This window comes from Thermoactinomyces sp. DSM 45891, from assembly GCF_900119485.1.
GTDB lineage: Bacteria > Bacillota > Bacilli > Thermoactinomycetales > Thermoactinomycetaceae > Baia.
On sequence record NZ_FPJZ01000017.1, the window covers coordinates 1 to 17,361 of the forward strand.

A 17,361-nucleotide genomic window follows, 5' to 3' on the forward strand; every position below is an offset into this window, starting at 1 on the left:
TCTCATTTCTGATCTAATTTTGAAGGTGTTTCACCTTCTACAACTTAGTCTGGTGATGATGGCGGAGGGGATCCACTCGTTCCCATCCCGAACACGACCGTTAAGCCCTCCAGCGCCGATGGTACTTGGACCGCAGGGTCCTGGAAGAGTAGGACGTCGCCAGGCATACATAATAACAAAAAAGTGCTCAGTGAACTGGGTGCTTTTTTGTTATTCCAAATTCTACTTATGAAGAGCCAAAATACTATAAAAAGTCTTTACAAAGCTGGCTAAATAGTAGATGGGATAGCTCTTTATACTCCTTTTTGCTTATAAATAACTAAATAATTAGATTTAATTAGAATTTATAACATCCAAACCGAACGCTCTAAATCAATATTTGATAAATGTTCGTTTTTTGTTGACTAACTTTTAACTCCTTGTTACACTGATAACGAATCAAGCTTATGAATCAAGTAAACATCTCAAAATGAATATAGAACAAAGTACTTTTCTTCATATAAGTCTGGGAATAGGCCTGGATGTCTCTACAAGGAAACCGTAAATTTCCTTTCTATGGGGAAAGTCTACTTTTAGGCGGGACATAAGACCGAAAATGTAGATTTTTCACATGAAAATATCTGTATTTCGGTCTCTTTTTTATATTTAAATTACTAAATTAGAGGGAGAGATGAATAGATGAATCGCTCGAAAGTTGGAGTCATCATGGGGAGTACGTCAGATTGGTCCACGATGCAAAAAGCTTGTCAGATTTTGGACGAGTTAGAAGTGTCTTATGAGAAGCAAGTCGTTTCTGCTCACCGTACTCCAGATGAGATGTTTCAATATGCGGAAGAAGCATCCAAGAAGGGGATTAGTGTCATTATTGCAGGAGCAGGTGGGGCGGCTCATCTACCAGGTATGGTTGCTTCTAAGACCATTCTTCCTGTGATTGGGGTCCCGATTAAAAGTTCCACTTTAAATGGGATTGATTCTCTCCTATCTATTGTCCAGATGCCAGCTGGTGTTCCAGTTGCAACTGTGGCCATTGGAGATGCTGGTGCAAGTAACGCAGGCTTGTTGGCAGCTCAGATATTAGCCGTAACGGATGAAGATTTACAACGAAGATATCAAGAGCGCCGAGAGATGATTCGCCAGCGTGTATTAAAGGATCGTGATTTGGCATGACAATGCAATTTACGAAATTAGGGGATTCCTTATTGAATAGTCTTCCTAAAAAAGAAGCAAGTTTTACTTGGAGGCAAACAAGTAAAACTTCTCCATTAGTCGTTCCTGGACAGATGATTGGAGTGTTAGGTGGTGGTCAGTTGGGTCGCATGATCATCTTAGAGGGCCGTAGACTAGGATATCGCTTCGTTGTATTAGATCCAACAACCAATTCCCCAGCGGGACAAGTAGCGGACGAACAGATCATCGGAGCGTACGATTCCCCAATGGCAATGGAACGACTTATAGATAAGTCTGATTTGGTTATATATGAATTTGAAAATATAGATCTTGATACGGTTCGCATGATTGAGGCGATAAAACCCTTACCACAAGGAAGCAATCTGCTTCGGTGGACTAAGCATAGAGGGCAAGAGCGAACGGTGTTACAAGATGCACAAATCCCGATTTCCCCTTATCAGGTTGTGACATCGAGAGCACAGATGCTTGAGGCTGTTGAGAAGCTACAATTCCCATGCGTATTGAAAACACTTACAGGTGGTTATGATGGTAAGGGTCAATGGGTGGTTCGTACGCTAGACGATGCGTTTCCTCCAGTAGAAATAATCGAGAAGGGAATATTGGTCGAGAAATTTGTTCCTTATGTAAAAGAGATTTCGGTGATTGTGGCTCGAGGTATTGCAGGAGAGGTGGAGGTTTATCCACCTGTAATGAATATCCATCGAAATCAAATTTTACACATGACGATTTCTCCGGCTCCGATTAAAGAGGGAATTCGCGAGAGAGCGGAACAAATTGCATATCAACTGGCTAGCCAACTTCGATTTGTAGGGATGCTTGCTATTGAGATGTTTGTGTTGGCAGATGGGACTATCTTGGTGAATGAGTTAGCACCTAGGCCACACAATTCAGGACATATTACAATGGATATCATGACTACTTGCCAGTTTGAGCAGTTCATACGTGCGGTAACAGGGCTTTCGCTTCGCAAACCGGCTCGAAAAAATAGTGGGATTATGGTAAATCTATTAGGAGAGCATCAAGATGCCTTCTTTGATGAATTAACAAAGTTACCGTCTTGTGCCAAGGTACATTTGTATGGGAAAAGTGTTGCCAAAGAGGGAAGAAAGATGGGACATATTAATTTTGTTGGGGATTCGCTAGAAGATTTGTTAGAGTTGGTAAATGAGATGTCTATTTGGAATCCATTAAGCGGGCAAGAGTGGAAAGCTGTTTTTGCCATTGCCAACAATCAGATGGAAAGTAGGAGATTGAATGATTGAGCGTTATAGTCGTCCGGAGATGACAGCGATTTGGACAGAGGAGAATAAGTTTCGTGCTTGGTTAGAGGTAGAAATCCTTGCTTGTGAAGCATGGGTCCAACTGGGTCATATTCCTAAGGAAGATGTTGCATTGATACGTAAAAATGCGAAGGTGAACGTAGAGAGAATAGCGGAGATCGAACTGGAAACGCGTCATGATGTTGTTGCATTTACCCGTGCTGTGGCGGAAACGCTTGGTGCGGAATCAAAGTGGGTACATTATGGACTTACTTCTACGGATGTTGTAGATACAGCATTATCGTATTTGCTTCTTCAAGCGAATGAAATTTTACTCGCGGATGTGGATCGGTTTATAGATGTTTTGAAAGAGAAGGCGCTTGAACATAAGTATACGGTGATGATGGGACGTACCCACGGTGTACATGCGGAACCGACGACATTTGGCCTAAAAATGGCGTTATGGTATGCAGAGATGAAGCGGAATCGGGAACGATTGGTACAAGCAATTGAATCGGTTCGTGTAGGGAAAATGTCTGGGGCCGTGGGAACCTATGCCAATATTGATCCGTTTGTAGAGGAATATGTATGTGAGAAATTGGGCTTGCAAGCAGCAGAAATTTCTACACAAACACTGCAGCGCGATCGACATGCTCACTATCTATCGACTCTTGCCTTGATTGCGACATCTTTGGATAAGTTTGCAACGGAGATTCGAGGCTTACAGAAGAGTGAAACACGCGAGGTAGAGGAAGCGTTTAAAAAAGGGCAGAAGGGCTCTTCCGCAATGCCTCATAAACGTAATCCGATCGGCTGTGAAAATGTTAGTGGCTTGGCACGTGTGATTCGTGGGCATATGGTTTCTGCGTATGAAAATGTTCCTCTATGGCATGAGCGGGATATTTCCCACTCTTCAGTAGAACGTGTAATTTTACCGGATGCAACGATTTTACTTGATTACCTACTAAACCGTTTTGCTCGTATTGTAAAAGAATTGACTGTATTCCCTGAAAATATGAAGCGGAATATGGATCGTACTTTTGGATTGATTTACTCACAACGTGTTCTGCTCACCTTGATTAATAAGGGTTGGAAGCGAGAAGAGGCATACGATCGTGTGCAGAAATTAGCGATGCAGGCATGGGAAGAACAAACACCATTCCGCCCCCTTGTGGAAAAGGATGAACTGATTCGTGAAACGCTTAGTGAGGAAGAGATGGCGGATTGCTTTGACTATCAGTTCCACCTGGCACAAGTGGATACGATTTTTAAGCGGGTAGGTTTGGGAGTGTAATATAAATAAAAAGTCATTAAATGGGAGTTTGTTTTCATTTCATGGACCAAGCTTGATTTTTAGTTATCTACATGGCTGTAACAGTGGGTACGCCTTAGGAGTGAGAGAGGTTTTAACAGTGATGGCCTAGGGTTAATTGAGATAGGAGGAGCTTGCATGAGTACAGATAGCTTGCTGTATGAGGGGAAGGCAAAACAACTCTTTCCCACAGATGATCCACAAGTTCTTCGGGTTGTGTATAAAGATTCTGCGACTGCTTTTAATGGGGAGAAAAAAGCAGAGTTAGAAGGGAAAGGGATTTTAAACAACCAAATTAGTAAGCTGTTTTTTGATTACCTTACCAAACATGGTGTGGAGCATCACTTTATTGAAACGATTTCGGACTATGAGCAATTGGTAAAAAGAGTGTCCATTATCCCGTTAGAGGTCGTGGTGCGAAATATAGCGGCTGGTTCTTTGGTGAAACGTGTAGGGTTAGCAGAAGGTACTCAGTTAAGTCGTCCGGTGGTGGAATTTTATTATAAGAATGATGAGTTAGGCGATCCGCTGATGAATCAAGACCACATCGCGATGTTGGAGCTTGCTACTTCGGATCAAGTTGGACATATGAGGCAAATCGCTTTGCAGGTAAATGATATCTTACAGCTATATTTGGAAGAAAAGGGACTTGTGTTGGTTGATTTTAAGTTAGAGTTTGGAGTCGATCCGTCTGGAACGTTGTTGTTAGCAGATGAGATATCCCCTGATACGTGCCGTTTTTGGGACAACACTACAGGGGAAAAGTTGGATAAAGATCGATTTCGCCAAGATCTAGGAAATGTCTTAGAAGCATATAAAGAAATCTACCAACGACTAGGGGGGGCTTCACATGCTTAAAGCGGTCATTTTTATCACGCTAAAAGAGAGTGTACTCGATCCACAAGGTGTGGCTGTAAAGAATTCGTTGCACACGATGGGCTATCAAACGGTGGCGGATGTGAGGATTGGTAAAAGACTTGAGGTTGTGCTGGATACAATGGATCGGCAAAAAGCAGAAGAAGAGATTCGGGTCATGTGTGAAAGGCTACTTTCGAACCCTGTGATGGAGAATTTTACGTTTGAAATCGAGGAGGTAGATGAAAGTGCGATTTGCAGTTCCGATCTTTCCAGGATCTAATTGTGACTGGGATTGTATCCATGGTGTGGAAGATGTGTTAGGGGAAGAAGTACAACCTGTATGGCATCAATCTTCTCACTTAGATGGATTTGATGCTATCATTCTACCAGGCGGTTTCTCTTACGGTGATTATCTGCGAGCAGGTGCGCTGGCTCGCTATTCTCCTGTGATGGAGTCGGTTGTGAATGCTGCAAAGGAAGGGAAATTTGTAATCGGAATATGTAATGGATTCCAAATTTTGCAAGAAGCAGGACTCCTTCCAGGGGCCTTGATGCAGAATCATCATCTGCAATTTCGTTGTGATTTTACTACTCTACGTGTAGAAAATAATCAAACTCCTTTTACCAATCAATATAAGCTTGGAGAAACAATTGAAATTCCGATTGCTCATGGGCAAGGTAATTTTACTTGTGATGCGAGCACTCTTAACGAATTACAAGCAAATAACCAGATACTCTTCCGATATGCAGGAACGAATCCAAACGGCTCTCTAAACCAAATCGCTGGTATTACGAATCGAAATGGGAATGTGCTGGGCATGATGCCTCATCCTGAGCGGGCGATTATGGATTGGATGGGGTCAGCTGATGGAACTAGATTATTTACATCAATGTTACAAGCATGGAAGGAGAATCAAGGTGCTGCATGAATCTACTCAAACCGTTGCGCAAGCTGTGAAGACAATGGCGAATGAGCCTACTCCAGAAAATATTCGAGATCAAGAATTGTATCGAAATATGGGTGTTTTGCCTGTTGAGTATGACCAAATCTGTGGACACCTAGGCCGTCTGCCTAGCTGGACCGAAGTAGGGATTTACTCGGTTATGTGGTCAGAACATTGCAGTTATAAGAACTCCAAACCATTGCTTCGCAAGTTTCCAACGTCTGGACCAAGGGTTTTGCAAGGGCCGGGAGAGGGAGCAGGTGTAATTGACATCGGGGATGATCAGGCTGTTGTGTTTAAGATCGAGAGCCACAACCATCCTTCTGCTGTTGAGCCATTTCAAGGAGCAGCGACAGGTGTAGGTGGAATTATCCGAGATGTTTTTTCCATGGGGGCTCGTCCAGTTGCGTTGCTTAATTCTCTGCGATTCGGTGAGCTTGAGTCGCCACAGGTTAAGTATCTATTTGATCATGCAGTAGCTGGGATTGCTCATTATGGCAACTGTATTGGAATCCCGACGGTGGGTGGGGAAGTTGTATTTGATCCATCTTATGAGGGGAATCCACTAGTTAATGCCATGTGTGTCGGAGTGCTAGAGCATCATGAGCTACAAAAAGGGATTGCAACAGGGATAGGTAATCCCATTATCTACGTTGGGGCTAGCACAGGGCGTGATGGGATTCATGGAGCTACTTTTGCCTCGGAGGAGTTAAATGAGGAATCAGAGGAGAAGCGGTCTGCGGTTCAAGTAGGTGATCCATTTGTAGAGAAATTGCTTCTCGAAGCTTGTATTGAAATGGTAAAGAAAGAAATGCTTTTGGGGATTCAAGATATGGGAGCAGCAGGACTTACTTGCTCAAGTGCGGAGATGGCCGCAAAAGGTGGAGTAGGGCTAGAGATGAATCTAGACTTGGTTCCACAGCGTGAATCTGGAATGACACCGTATGAGATTATGCTCTCTGAGTCCCAAGAACGTATGCTGCTTGTGGTTGAAGCAGGTAGGGAACACGAGGTAAAGGAAGTTTGTGATCGCTGGGGTTTGCAGTCTGCTGTAGTGGGACGTGTGACAGAAGGAAATCGCTATCAAATTTTACATCAAGGTGCTTTGATTACAGATATTCCTGTTCATACACTGGTAGATGATGCACCTATTTATCAAAGGGAGGCGAGAGAGCCTGCTTATTATACTGAATTTGGACAAGTAGATGCATATGATCAAGTGAAAGAAGTAGATCCACAAGCGGCTTTTTACAAGATTTTAGGCTCAAGTAATGTAGCAAGTAAACGCTATGTTTATCAACAATATGATCATATGGTACGTACGAGTACGGCGGTTCGTCCGGGATCGGATGCAGCGGTTGTGGTTATACGAGGGACCGAAAAAGCATTAGCGATGTCAACGGATGGAAATGGCCGTTATGTTTATCTTGATCCAGAGCAGGGTGGCCGAATCGCAGTGGCTGAATCAGCTCGCAATGTGGTTTGCTCTGGTGCTGAGCCACTTGGGGTAACAGATTGTTTAAACTTTGGCAGCCCAGAAAAGCCAGAGGTGTACTGGCAGTTATCAAAAGCAATCGATGGAATGAGTGAAGCATGTCATGCACTATCTACACCTGTCATCGGAGGAAATGTGAGCCTCTATAATGAGACAAATGGACAACCGATCTTTCCGACTCCGGTGGTGGGAATGGTGGGATTGATTGAGAAGCGAGAGCATATTACAACACAAGCATTCCAGCAAGCTGGCGACTGCGTATTATTGCTAGGGGATACGAAGATTGAATTAGGTGGAAGTGAGTTGCAACATCTTATCACAGGTAGTATCAGTGGACGCCCGCCGGTACTTCATTGTGAAACGGAACAAACCCTTCAAGCGGCACTGCTAAAAGCGATCCGCCAAGGGATGATTCAATCTGCCCATGATTTGGCAGAGGGGGGCTTGGCTCTAGCGGTTTCGGAATCAGCGATGAGCGGAAAATGTGGCGTTACGATTGATTTGAAAAATGAACTGCCTACGATTGCCGCACTTTATAGCGAGACCCAATCACGTGTTATCGTGAGTGTCCGCTCGGAAGATCGAGCAGAGGTGATTTCATTTTTTCAAGAAAGTGGTGTTCCTGTTCAAGAGATAGGCGTTGTTACGGAAGAACCAACTATCACGATTTCTCACAATGGACAAGTTGTTATCAATGACTCACTTGCTTCGATTACGCAACTCTACGAGGAGGCTATCCCATGCAAGATGAAAGCATCTTCGACGAACTAAATGAAGAGTGCGGTGTTTTTGGCATTGTAGGTCACCCGACGGCCTCCGCTCTCACATATTATGGATTACATGCATTGCAACATCGCGGACAAGAAAGTGCAGGTATCGTCAGTACGAATGGGGATCGTTTTCATATCCATCGCGGTATGGGGCTTGTAACCGAAGTGTTTTCTACTGAAGCGATTGAGCGATGCAAGGGAACCGTAGCCATTGGCCATGTTCGCTACTCTACAACAGGTGCAAGTGAGCTAGCGAATGTGCAACCTCTTGTCTTTACGTACGCTAGAGGGGAAATTGCCATTGCTACGAATGGTAATTTAGTGAATGGGGATCGGTTGCGAGCAGAATTAGAGGCTGAGGGATCGATTTTTCAGACAACTACTGATACGGAAGTGATTGCTCATTTAATCGCTCGCTCTAGGGAGGAAACGATTGAAGGCGCGGTAAAAGAAGCATTAAATCGTCTAGTGGGAGCCTATGCGCTTCTCATTCTAACCAATGAACAGCTACTGGTTTGCCAAGATCCACATAGTCTTCGTCCTTTATCCATGGGGATGGTGGAAGGTGCATATGTTTTTTCCTCAGAGACGTGTGCGTTTGATATTACCGGTACGGAATACATTCGTGAGATAGAACCAGGGGAGATGGTTATTCTCGATGATCGAGGGATACGCTGCGAACGGTTTGCCCCACCGGCTCCACGTTCGCTCTGCTCGTTTGAGTATATCTATTTTGCGAGACCAGATAGTGATATCGGGGGTATTAATGTCCACAGTGCCCGAAAGCGTATGGGGGTCCAGATGGCCCTCGAAGCCCCCGTGGAGGCAGACGTTGTAACAGGTGTGCCGGATTCCAGTATTTCGGCGGCGATTGGATTTGCGGAAGCGACAGGTATCTCATATGAATTAGGATTAATTAAAAATCGCTATGTAGGACGGACTTTTATCCAGCCTAGTCAGATGATGCGAGAACGTGGTGTAAAGATGAAGTTAAGCGCTGTTCGCAAAGTCGTAGAAGGAAAGCGAGTTGTCATGGTGGATGATTCGATTGTACGGGGTACGACGAGCCGGCGAATTGTTCAACTCATTCGTGATGCAGGTGCGACTGAAGTTCATGTGCGTATTAGCTCTCCGCCTGTGAAAAATCCTTGTTTCTATGGAATTGATACTGCCGATCGAGAGCAATTGATTGCGGCTACTCATTCACTTGAAGAAATTCGTCTGGCAATCGGAGCAGATAGCTTAGCCTTTTTAAGCCCGGAAGGGATGCTCAGAGGAATCGGACGAGAGAGTCAGGAGAAGAACTGTGGACATTGTCTAGCTTGTTTTAACGGTGATTACCCGACTGTTATCGAACAGGAACTAGTAGGGGAGGGGCAACGATGAGTGAGTCCTATCGTGCGGCAGGAGTTGATATTGACGCAGGAAATGAAGCAGTAGAGAAGATGAAGGCGCACGTAAGCCGAACGACTCGGCCAGAAGTGATGGGGGGCTTGGGTGGATTTGGGGGCTTGTTTGCTCTAGGTGCCTACGACGAGCCTGTATTAGTTTCGGCTACAGATGGGGTAGGAACGAAGCTGAAAGTGGCTTTTATGTTAGATCGACATGATACCATCGGCATCGATTGCGTTGCTATGTGTGTGAATGATTTAGTTGTTCAGGGAGCAGAACCATTGTTTTTCCTCGATTATCTAGCGACTGGGAAACTGCGACCTGAACAGGCAGAGGCAGTTGTAAAAGGGATTGCGGATGGATGTGTTCGGGCAGGATGTGCGCTTATTGGTGGTGAAACGGCTGAGATGCCGGGGATGTATGCATCGGGAGAATATGATGTAGCGGGCTTTTGTGTAGGGGCTGTGGAGAAAAAGAATCTTCTACCAAGACTTGATATTGAAGCTGGCGATCTCCTCATTGGATTAGCGAGTAACGGTCTGCACAGCAATGGCTATTCGCTAGCGAGAAAAGTGTTGCTAACAGATCGTTTGTTTGATTGGTCAGAGCGCGTACCGGGGTCCTCGGAAAATGTAGCGGAAGCGATGTTGGCTCCAACTCGAATCTATGTGAAGTCGGTGCTTTCTCTGATTGAGCAGTTTACGATAAAAGGCGCGGCGCATATTACAGGTGGTGGAATGGTAGAAAACGTACCACGTATGTTGCCAGAAGGTTTACAAGCTGTGATTGATCGTAAATCGTGGCAGATTCCACCTATTTTTCGGTGGATTCAGCAGGTAGGAAGCATTAGTCAATCGGATATGGATCGTACGTTTAACAATGGAATTGGGATGGTGCTTTGTGTTCCGAGCGAGGAGGCGGACTCCGTTATGAAAAAAGCAGTCGAACTAGGAGAGACTCCTTTTCTGATTGGTAAGGTAGAAGAGGGAATGGATCTTTTTCGTTTTGACGATGGAGGATGCAGATGAGTATTGCCATCTTTGCTTCAGGTAATGGTAGCAATTTCGAAGCTGTCGTAAGGTATTCGAGGGAACATCATTGGACAACGCCAGTTTCCTTGTTAGTTGTGGATCGTGAGGATGCGGGCGCGATTGATCGGGCTAAGAGATTGGAGGTACCTTGTTATGTTGTATCTCCGAAACGGTTTTCTAATAAGGTGGAATATGAAAAGAAATTATTGGAGTTGTTAACGAAACATGGTGTGCAGTGGATCGTATTAGCTGGTTATTTAAGGATTGTAGGTAATACCTTGCTTGAACCTTTTGAAGGCAGAATGGTTAACATCCATCCATCGTTGCTTCCTTCTTTTCCTGGGCTTCATGCGATTGAGCAGGCATGGGCGTATGGTGTAAGGGTGACGGGTGTGACGGTTCATTTTGTTGATGCTGGTTTGGATTCGGGACCGATTATTGTTCAGAGAGCTGTGGAAGTGGATTCAACCGATTCGATTGATAGGTTGAGGAGTAAGATTCATAAGGCTGAGCATCGGATTTATCCGGAAACGGTGTGGAAAGTGGTTACAGGGGAAGTGTCTTATATTCCGAGGATTAGTGTAGTTAGTAGTTAGTAGTGTCTGTGAGCCAGCGAAGATGTGGGTATGCCCGCTCCGTCCATCGTAGCTAAGTAGACTCACTAACATCGCAATGGTCAGACATATTGCCCCTAATCCATTTGAATTTAACTAAGATCCACCGACTTGGGGTGTGAGTGGGCTTGTTGAACATATTGTTGTCAAATAGCTTCTCCCGGCCTTTGGCCAAGCATGAATATAAAAATACGGCTACTCAAAAGGATGATTGCCACCATGAATCGTATCAAACGTGTTCTGATTAGTGTTTCTGATAAAACGGGAATTATAGAGTTTGCTCAGCAGTTAGTAGCCAAGGAGATCGAGGTGATCTCTACTGGTGGAACGCATCAACTCCTAAAGGAAGCTGGAATTCCTGTCATTGGGATATCAGAGGTTACAGGCTTTCCTGAAATCATGGACGGTCGTGTGAAGACTCTACATCCGAAGGTGCACGGGGGATTGCTTGCGGTTCGAGATCTTCCTACTCATAGACAGCAAATGGAGGAAAACGGAATCGAGGAAATTGATCTAGTGGTAGTCAATTTATATCCGTTTGCGCAAACCATTGCGAAACCAGATGTTTCATATGAAGAAGCGATTGAAAATATTGATATTGGTGGCCCATCGATGGTCCGCTCAGCTGCTAAAAATCATCGTTTTGTTACAGTAGTGGTTGATCCAGCGGATTATCAAATCGTTGCTGATGAGATTACGATCTATGGAGAGACAACTTTGCAAACGAGAGAATATTTGGCGGCAAAGGCATTTTCTCATACGGCATCATACGATGCTCTAATTGCCCAGTACCTTAATAATCGTATGGGGAATTCACTTCCAGAGCAACTAACCGTTACGTATCAGAAGCACTCTTCTTTGCGGTATGGGGAAAATCCGCATCAGCAAGCAGCATTTTATAAAGAAACCATCGCTGCGAACGGACTGATCGCCTCAGCTAAACAACTTCATGGTAAAGAGCTTAGTTATAACAATATCAATGATGCAAGTGCTGCTCTCGCTATTGTAAATGAATTTCAAGGGCCAGTTGTAGTTGCAGTGAAGCATATGAACCCTTGTGGTGTAGGGAGTGGAAATACGATTGAAGAAGCTTACCAAAAAGCATACGAAGCAGACCCGGTCTCCATTTTTGGTGGAATTGTGGCAACGAATCAGGCTGTAACGAAGGAAGTAGCGCTTCAAATGACGAAGCTGTTTCTTGAAATTATATTAGCTCCCCATTTTGAAGCAGATGCGCTAGAAATACTGCAAGAGAAAAAGAATCTTCGTCTTCTTGAATTAGGAAGCATTACTCAAAATAAAGCAAATTCGATTATTACGGTTGGTGGAGGCGTTCTTGTTCAAGAGGCAGACCTCCAGCAAGTAAATCAAGATGATTGCCAAGTAGTAACGGATCGCAAGCCTACTCAGGATGAGTGGGAGCAACTCCTGTTTGGATTTAAAGTGGTTAAACATGTAAAATCCAATGCGATTGTACTAGTGAAGGAGAATCGTACAGTTGGAGTAGGGGCTGGGCAAATGAACCGAATTGGTGCCGCTCGAATTGCGATCGGACAAGCAGGAGAACTTGTCACTGGGTCTGTCTTAGCTTCTGACGCTTTTTTCCCAATGCCAGATACGGTTGAAGAAGCGGCAAAAGCGGGAGTAACAGCTATTATCCAGCCCGGTGGTTCTATTCGAGATCAAGAGTCGATTGAAGCAGCTAATCGCTTCGGGATTACAATGGTATTTACGGGAATTCGTCACTTCAAACATTAGACAGATCCAATTTTCTTTTGAGAACAAAGATTTATGAAGTATCGACTTGTATTTTCCTTGCGTATACTAATAAAAAACGTTAAGGAGGATTCTCATTTATGTCGTTATTAAAATGGGCTTTGTTCTGGACGATCGTGGCTGTCTTATCGATCGGTGTCCTTTCGTATATATGGTTTGATTCAGGTTTAGCAGTTTGGGGAAATAATTTGAAGTTTGGAGCAGGTTTATTCTTTGCGGTTGCTTTAGTCGTAGGTGGAGTACTCACAACAGATAAGAATTACAAAGCGAAAACGAGAAGCTTTTATCGTGAAGAATGGTCCTTTATTTGTCTTCTGGTTACAATTTCACTTTTCGGCATTAGTCTGGTCTTTTCCTAAATCCTTGGATGGACGGTAAAGTCGGATGATATGCCGATTTACCTTCTAAGGGGGATAAATGGATGCGCATACTAATCATTGGTAGTGGTGGTAGGGAACATGCTTTACTTTGGAAAATCGCACAAAGTCCGAAAGTGAAGGAAATCTTTGTAGCACCTGGAAACGCAGGAATGACGAATGTAGCAACGCTCGTACCGATCTCTGTAGATGACTTAGATGGATTGCGCCGATTTGCCTTGGAACAACAGATTGATTTTACGATTGTAGGGCCAGAAGTACCCCTGCTACTGGGGATTGTGGACCAGTTTCAAGAAGTGGGCTTATCTGTCTTTGGTCCAAATGGACAAGCTGCGCAGATCGAGGGAAGTAAACGATTTGCGAAAGACTTGATGAAAAAACACGATATCCCAACGGCTGATTACCGAGTCTTCACTGATGCGGATGAGGCAAAGCAATACGTAAGTCAAAAAGGGGTACCTATTGTGATTAAAGCAGACGGTCTCGCTGCGGGTAAAGGAGTCGTTGTGGCCGCTACATTACAAGAAGCCGAGCAAGCGATTTCGGAGGCTATGGAACAGAAGGTATTTGGATCCGCAGGGGATATCGTGGTAGTAGAAGAGTTTCTTGTCGGACAGGAGCTATCTCTGATGGCATTTGTAGATGGGACAACTGTTGTGCCGATGGTTCCGGCTCAGGATCATAAACCAGCCTATGATGGGGATCTAGGGCCTAATACAGGTGGTATGGGTACTTACTCACCCGTGCCACAGTTTTCTAATGAGGTCCTGTCTCTCGCTGTTCAGACTATCTTAGAACCGGTGGTACAGGCCTTCCAAAAAGAAGGAATTGATTATCGAGGCGTATTATACGTAGGTCTAATGATGACTCAGGAAGGGCCGAAGGTGATTGAGTTTAACGCTCGCTTTGGGGATCCTGAAACGCAGGTGGTGCTTCCGAGACTAACCAGTGATTTGATTGAGATTCTAATAGCAGTAGTAGAAGGGCGTCTTCATGCCGATCTGGTTACGTGGTCAGATGAAGCGGCTGTGTGTGTTATATTATCAGCAGGTGGATACCCAGGGCCTTATCAGAATGGACTTCCGATTACGGGTCGGGTAGATCAGTTAGATGATAAGGGATCTGTGTACCATGCAGGAACCAGGTATGAAGGTAGTCAGTTGGTGACAGCAGGGGGTAGAGTGTTTGGGGTGACTGGACTAGGAGAAAACTTGCAGATCGCTCGCGAAAAAGCATATCGCCTTGTGGAACAGATTCATTTTCCGAACGCACACTATCGAAAAGATATTGCGGAAAAAGCGATTCAATATCTAGAACAAATCCATATATAAAATTCCTTACTAAGGCCACCTACTGAACAGATCAGCTGGTGGCCTTTCTATGTAAATAAAAAAGAGGCAGGTCTGTACTTGCCCCTTCTGCATCTGACTCAATCAGATGATATTAGCACATGGTTGTTGTTTCTTTATCTCCCTGGATGCACATAGCGTGAACAGGGATTTGAAACCACCAGGCCCCATCTGTCCTTCGAATAGGCTGATAACCGGCTTTTTTCAAAGTGCGAGCGACAGTCCAACTTGCCGTATAGACGGTGGCCAGGTTGGTGGATTCATCAAATTGGATCACGGTTTCTTTTTCCATTTCACTTAGAGACATGTTACTATTCACTCCCCAACCGGATCAGATTCCTGATCACATATTTTTTGATTTCATGTCTTTGTTCTCAAGTCCACGTTGCCACCTTCAAGTACGAGAAACTGTTTGTACCCTATTTTTCGACGTAAACTGACAGATGCCTTCTTTTTTCTGAAAAATTTTTTCTTATCACTTCGAGAAATAATCTTTTTCAGAAGGTAATCAGTATCTTTAATCCAGGGCTAGTGTTCTTCATCGATACAAAGTTGTTTCATTCTGACTTTCGTAAAAAGAATCGTAAAAAGTGATCTCCAAATGGTGATCGTAGTATATGTGAAAACGCCTCCAAAACCGAGGGGATAAGTGGGTAATTGAACTAGAGTGTATAGATCTATCTACGACCAAGGAGAAACAGCTAATCTCATCCAATGGATCTGTTTGCTCACTCTATACCTCCTTTTTAGTTCTTGAAAACTATTATACGAAAAAGTCAGAATATAGGCAATAGATAAGACTTGGATTTGAAGTAAATTTCCTATGTTGAGATAACAAGAACAAATGTTCTGTTTCTAATTTAGATTGTAACATAGTTTGTTAGGTTTTCAAGTAGCAAGACATAAAAAGATCTGACCGAATAGTGGGCCAGATCGATAAATCTCTAGGACGAAAGTTATTCGTGTGAACTAGATGTTGAGAAGCTTAGGGCCATATCTTTGCTAAAAGAGGATCGGATTTTGTTATAGAGAGCTCTGCAGGGACAGAATCGGGCAATTCCTTCTGCGATCTTCATAACGGACATCCCTGCAATGAAAAGGTAGAGTAGTCTATTTACACGATGACGATTTAAATAGTTCATACTCCAGACTAACCCAACTAATCCACAAGTAATTCGTACAATGGCATTTGCTGTACTAATATTTTTTTGCATATTCGATCCCCCTAGGTTTGTTGTTCTTTAGGTTGTTCTAACTTGCCTGCTCTATACTTAAGAGGAGGAAAAATATGTTGAAGTCTAAAAAAATCGGGTAACTAGAAGTGAGTTGTGTTTTGCCCAACAGATGAGTTGACTGGTTAGCGTTTAGATTTTTGTATGGTATAATAAGGAATATTTGATTAGGTTCTCTAAACTTCGTCTGTTCAACGACTAAAGGTTTATGGTAATCTTATATTTTCTTGGAGTAAGTGTAACGATGTATGTGGTTCGGTCGTTCTATACATACATTTTGGTTTGTTTTATTGTAATTTCTTCATATTTTTTGGCTCGATATCTTTATAATAAAGGGAGTTAACATCTTGAATATGGAACGGAACCAGCATGTGATTCATAACCTCACTGCATTTTTGTACCTTTCCATTCTACTCTCTCCATTTTTACCCCCAGTCGCTTTAGGACTACTTAGCTGTGCTACTATTTATTACGTTAGGGGAAATTGGGAGCTTAGAAGCTGGCCAGAGGTTGTTTTTCTCGGTTTTATGCTAGTGATTATCATTAGCTGGTGCTACAATCCAACCTGGTATCATCTGAAAGACCAAGATATTACGTTCCCAATTGGGATCGTACCACTTGCAACATTTGGTGCTTACTACATGTTATCTATGTGGACTCGGAAGGTATTAAACTATAGTTGGAGAGATTTGCAAAAAGTATATCTCTTATTTTGGCTTAGTGGACTTTACGTGGCTGCGATCGTATTTCTACAGCAACTAGATTGGTATGGACTACATGCTACGTGGGTAGGAGACTTATTAGACTTTTATCGAACTAATCGGTATCAATCAGAGAGATCGATTCGAAGCATTGGTACAACAGGTAACTCTAATTTAACAGCTGCACTTTTAATTTGTTTTGCGTTATTAAGTATCTATGCATCATCCGTTTTAGAAGGAAAATGGAAGAAGACGTTGGCCTTTTCGATGTTCTTTTTATTTTGTACTGCGATAGCGTATACGGGTTCTAGAGGAGCTTGGATTGGATTGGTAATCGGTCTGATAGTTCAAGTATGGATGACAGGCCAAAGAAAGTGGACAGTCGGTTTGTTTGCAGCTTTTGTTGGTGTCGTTTCATTTTTCCCATCTATTATTCCCCGAAAAGATACGCTTGCCACTACCATTGACGATCGCTTTCAGGTATGGAGCACTTCTTGGGAAATCTTTCAGGACAACTGGCTCTTAGGAGCATTACCCATTCATTTTGGGCAATTATACAAGCAGATAACGGGCAAGATTATCTATCATGCACATAATGTAGTACTGGGTATTGCTTCGGAGTACGGGGTAATTGGCCTACTTTTATTTAGTGCTCTCATTTTCATGACGATTCGTCGAGCACGAGCTTGGAGGAAGGCTGCTAATCAGAAGGGTGAAAAGCGATTGGCTGGTATGCTGATCTCACAGACAGTCGCTTTACTCGGTCACGGAATGTATGATTACCCAATTATTTCGCCTCAAGTGGGTCTTCTGTTTATGTTAAGTGTCGTGATGATTCATACACAATATGAACGACGGTGTGTTATAAGGCCTAATTGGCGTGATGATGAGGAAGCAGCAGATAAGCTAAAAGCCGCATCGTACCCGGCAACACACCTATCAGCAGTACTTTCTATTCGGAAAGTCGATAAAAACGATTCGTAGTGACGTAAAAAACTTTGTACTCGAGATGGATTGAGTGCAAAGTTTTTTTGTTATGTCCTTTTGTGTTTAACTTTTCAAA

General features: G+C 43.5%; 16 protein-coding genes, 1 rRNA gene and 1 riboswitch. Of the genes, 15 read left to right on the forward strand and 2 right to left on the reverse strand.

From position 1 onward, the window contains the following. Positions 1-48 precede the first annotated feature (48 nt). From rrf to purD, 14 genes are all read left to right on the forward strand, one after another. Positions 49-165, forward strand: a 5S ribosomal RNA gene (rrf, locus tag BT147_RS12040). 310 nt (positions 166-475) lie between these two features. Continuing rightward, positions 476-576, forward strand: a riboswitch (purine riboswitch). A 102-nt stretch (positions 577-678) separates the two neighbouring features. Next, positions 679-1,167 carry a 5-(carboxyamino)imidazole ribonucleotide mutase gene (gene purE, locus BT147_RS12045; protein ID WP_072335672.1) on the forward strand — a complete coding sequence of 163 codons (489 nt, stop codon included), beginning with the start codon at positions 679-681 and terminating at the stop codon, positions 1,165-1,167. Next, a complete protein-coding gene (gene purK, locus BT147_RS12050) occupies positions 1,164-2,450 on the forward strand; it encodes a 5-(carboxyamino)imidazole ribonucleotide synthase (protein WP_286119432.1) in 1,287 nt (428 codons plus the stop codon). Before purE ends, purK begins: the two co-directional genes overlap by 4 nt. Beyond that, positions 2,443-3,741, forward strand: coding sequence for an adenylosuccinate lyase (gene purB / locus BT147_RS12055; RefSeq protein ID WP_072335674.1), 1,299 nt, complete (start codon positions 2,443-2,445; stop codon positions 3,739-3,741). The genes purK and purB overlap by 8 nt, the downstream gene beginning before the upstream one ends. Before the next feature lie 156 nt (positions 3,742-3,897). Beyond that, complete coding sequence (gene purC, locus BT147_RS12060; protein WP_072335677.1) at positions 3,898-4,617, forward strand: phosphoribosylaminoimidazolesuccinocarboxamide synthase; 720 nt, start codon at positions 3,898-3,900, stop codon at positions 4,615-4,617. Further along, entirely contained in the window at positions 4,610-4,897 is a 288-nt protein-coding gene (gene purS, locus BT147_RS12065) for a phosphoribosylformylglycinamidine synthase subunit PurS (RefSeq protein ID WP_072335681.1), read from the forward strand. The genes purC and purS overlap by 8 nt, the downstream gene beginning before the upstream one ends. Beyond that, positions 4,863-5,546 (forward strand): phosphoribosylformylglycinamidine synthase subunit PurQ, encoded by a 684-nt coding sequence (gene purQ / locus BT147_RS12070; protein ID WP_072335684.1) that lies wholly within the window; start codon positions 4,863-4,865, stop codon positions 5,544-5,546. The genes purS and purQ overlap by 35 nt, the downstream gene beginning before the upstream one ends. A gap of 34 nt (positions 5,547-5,580) precedes the next feature. After that, entirely contained in the window at positions 5,581-7,827 is a 2,247-nt protein-coding gene (gene purL / locus BT147_RS12075) for a phosphoribosylformylglycinamidine synthase subunit PurL (RefSeq protein ID WP_072335824.1), read from the forward strand. Continuing rightward, a complete protein-coding gene (purF, locus tag BT147_RS12080; protein WP_072335821.1) occupies positions 7,797-9,212 on the forward strand; it encodes an amidophosphoribosyltransferase in 1,416 nt (471 codons plus the stop codon). Before purL ends, purF begins: the two co-directional genes overlap by 31 nt. Beyond that, on the forward strand, positions 9,209-10,246 hold the full coding sequence (gene purM, locus BT147_RS12085; RefSeq protein WP_072335687.1) for a phosphoribosylformylglycinamidine cyclo-ligase: 1,038 nt from the start codon (positions 9,209-9,211) through the stop codon (positions 10,244-10,246). Before purF ends, purM begins: the two co-directional genes overlap by 4 nt. Further along, a complete protein-coding gene (purN, locus tag BT147_RS12090; RefSeq protein WP_072335690.1) occupies positions 10,243-10,845 on the forward strand; it encodes a phosphoribosylglycinamide formyltransferase in 603 nt (200 codons plus the stop codon). Before purM ends, purN begins: the two co-directional genes overlap by 4 nt. 237 nt (positions 10,846-11,082) lie before the next feature. Continuing rightward, on the forward strand, positions 11,083-12,621 hold the full coding sequence (purH, locus tag BT147_RS12095; RefSeq protein ID WP_072335693.1) for a bifunctional phosphoribosylaminoimidazolecarboxamide formyltransferase/IMP cyclohydrolase: 1,539 nt from the start codon (positions 11,083-11,085) through the stop codon (positions 12,619-12,621). A gap of 98 nt (positions 12,622-12,719) precedes the next feature. Next, positions 12,720-12,998: a hypothetical protein gene (locus BT147_RS12100; RefSeq protein WP_072335696.1), complete on the forward strand. Its 279-nt coding sequence runs from the start codon at positions 12,720-12,722 to the stop codon at positions 12,996-12,998. 62 nt (positions 12,999-13,060) lie between these two features. Continuing rightward, positions 13,061-14,347 carry a phosphoribosylamine--glycine ligase gene (purD, locus tag BT147_RS12105; RefSeq protein ID WP_072335699.1) on the forward strand — a complete coding sequence of 429 codons (1,287 nt, stop codon included), beginning with the start codon at positions 13,061-13,063 and terminating at the stop codon, positions 14,345-14,347. Positions 14,348-14,459: 112 nt separating this feature from the next. Here purD and BT147_RS12110 read toward each other — a convergent pair whose 3' ends face one another. Both BT147_RS12110 and BT147_RS12115 read right to left on the reverse strand, forming a co-directional pair. Further along, positions 14,460-14,672, reverse strand: coding sequence for a hypothetical protein (locus BT147_RS12110; protein ID WP_072335702.1), 213 nt, complete (start codon positions 14,670-14,672; stop codon positions 14,460-14,462). Positions 14,673-15,321: 649 nt separating this feature from the next. Then, positions 15,322-15,579: a YgaP family membrane protein gene (locus BT147_RS12115; protein WP_072335704.1), complete on the reverse strand. Its 258-nt coding sequence runs from the start codon at positions 15,577-15,579 to the stop codon at positions 15,322-15,324. A gap of 371 nt (positions 15,580-15,950) precedes the next feature. On the opposite strand from BT147_RS12115, the gene BT147_RS12120 reads away from it, so the two are divergent. Further along, a complete protein-coding gene (locus tag BT147_RS12120; RefSeq protein WP_286119447.1) occupies positions 15,951-17,282 on the forward strand; it encodes an O-antigen ligase family protein in 1,332 nt (443 codons plus the stop codon). Positions 17,283-17,361 lie beyond the last annotated feature (79 nt).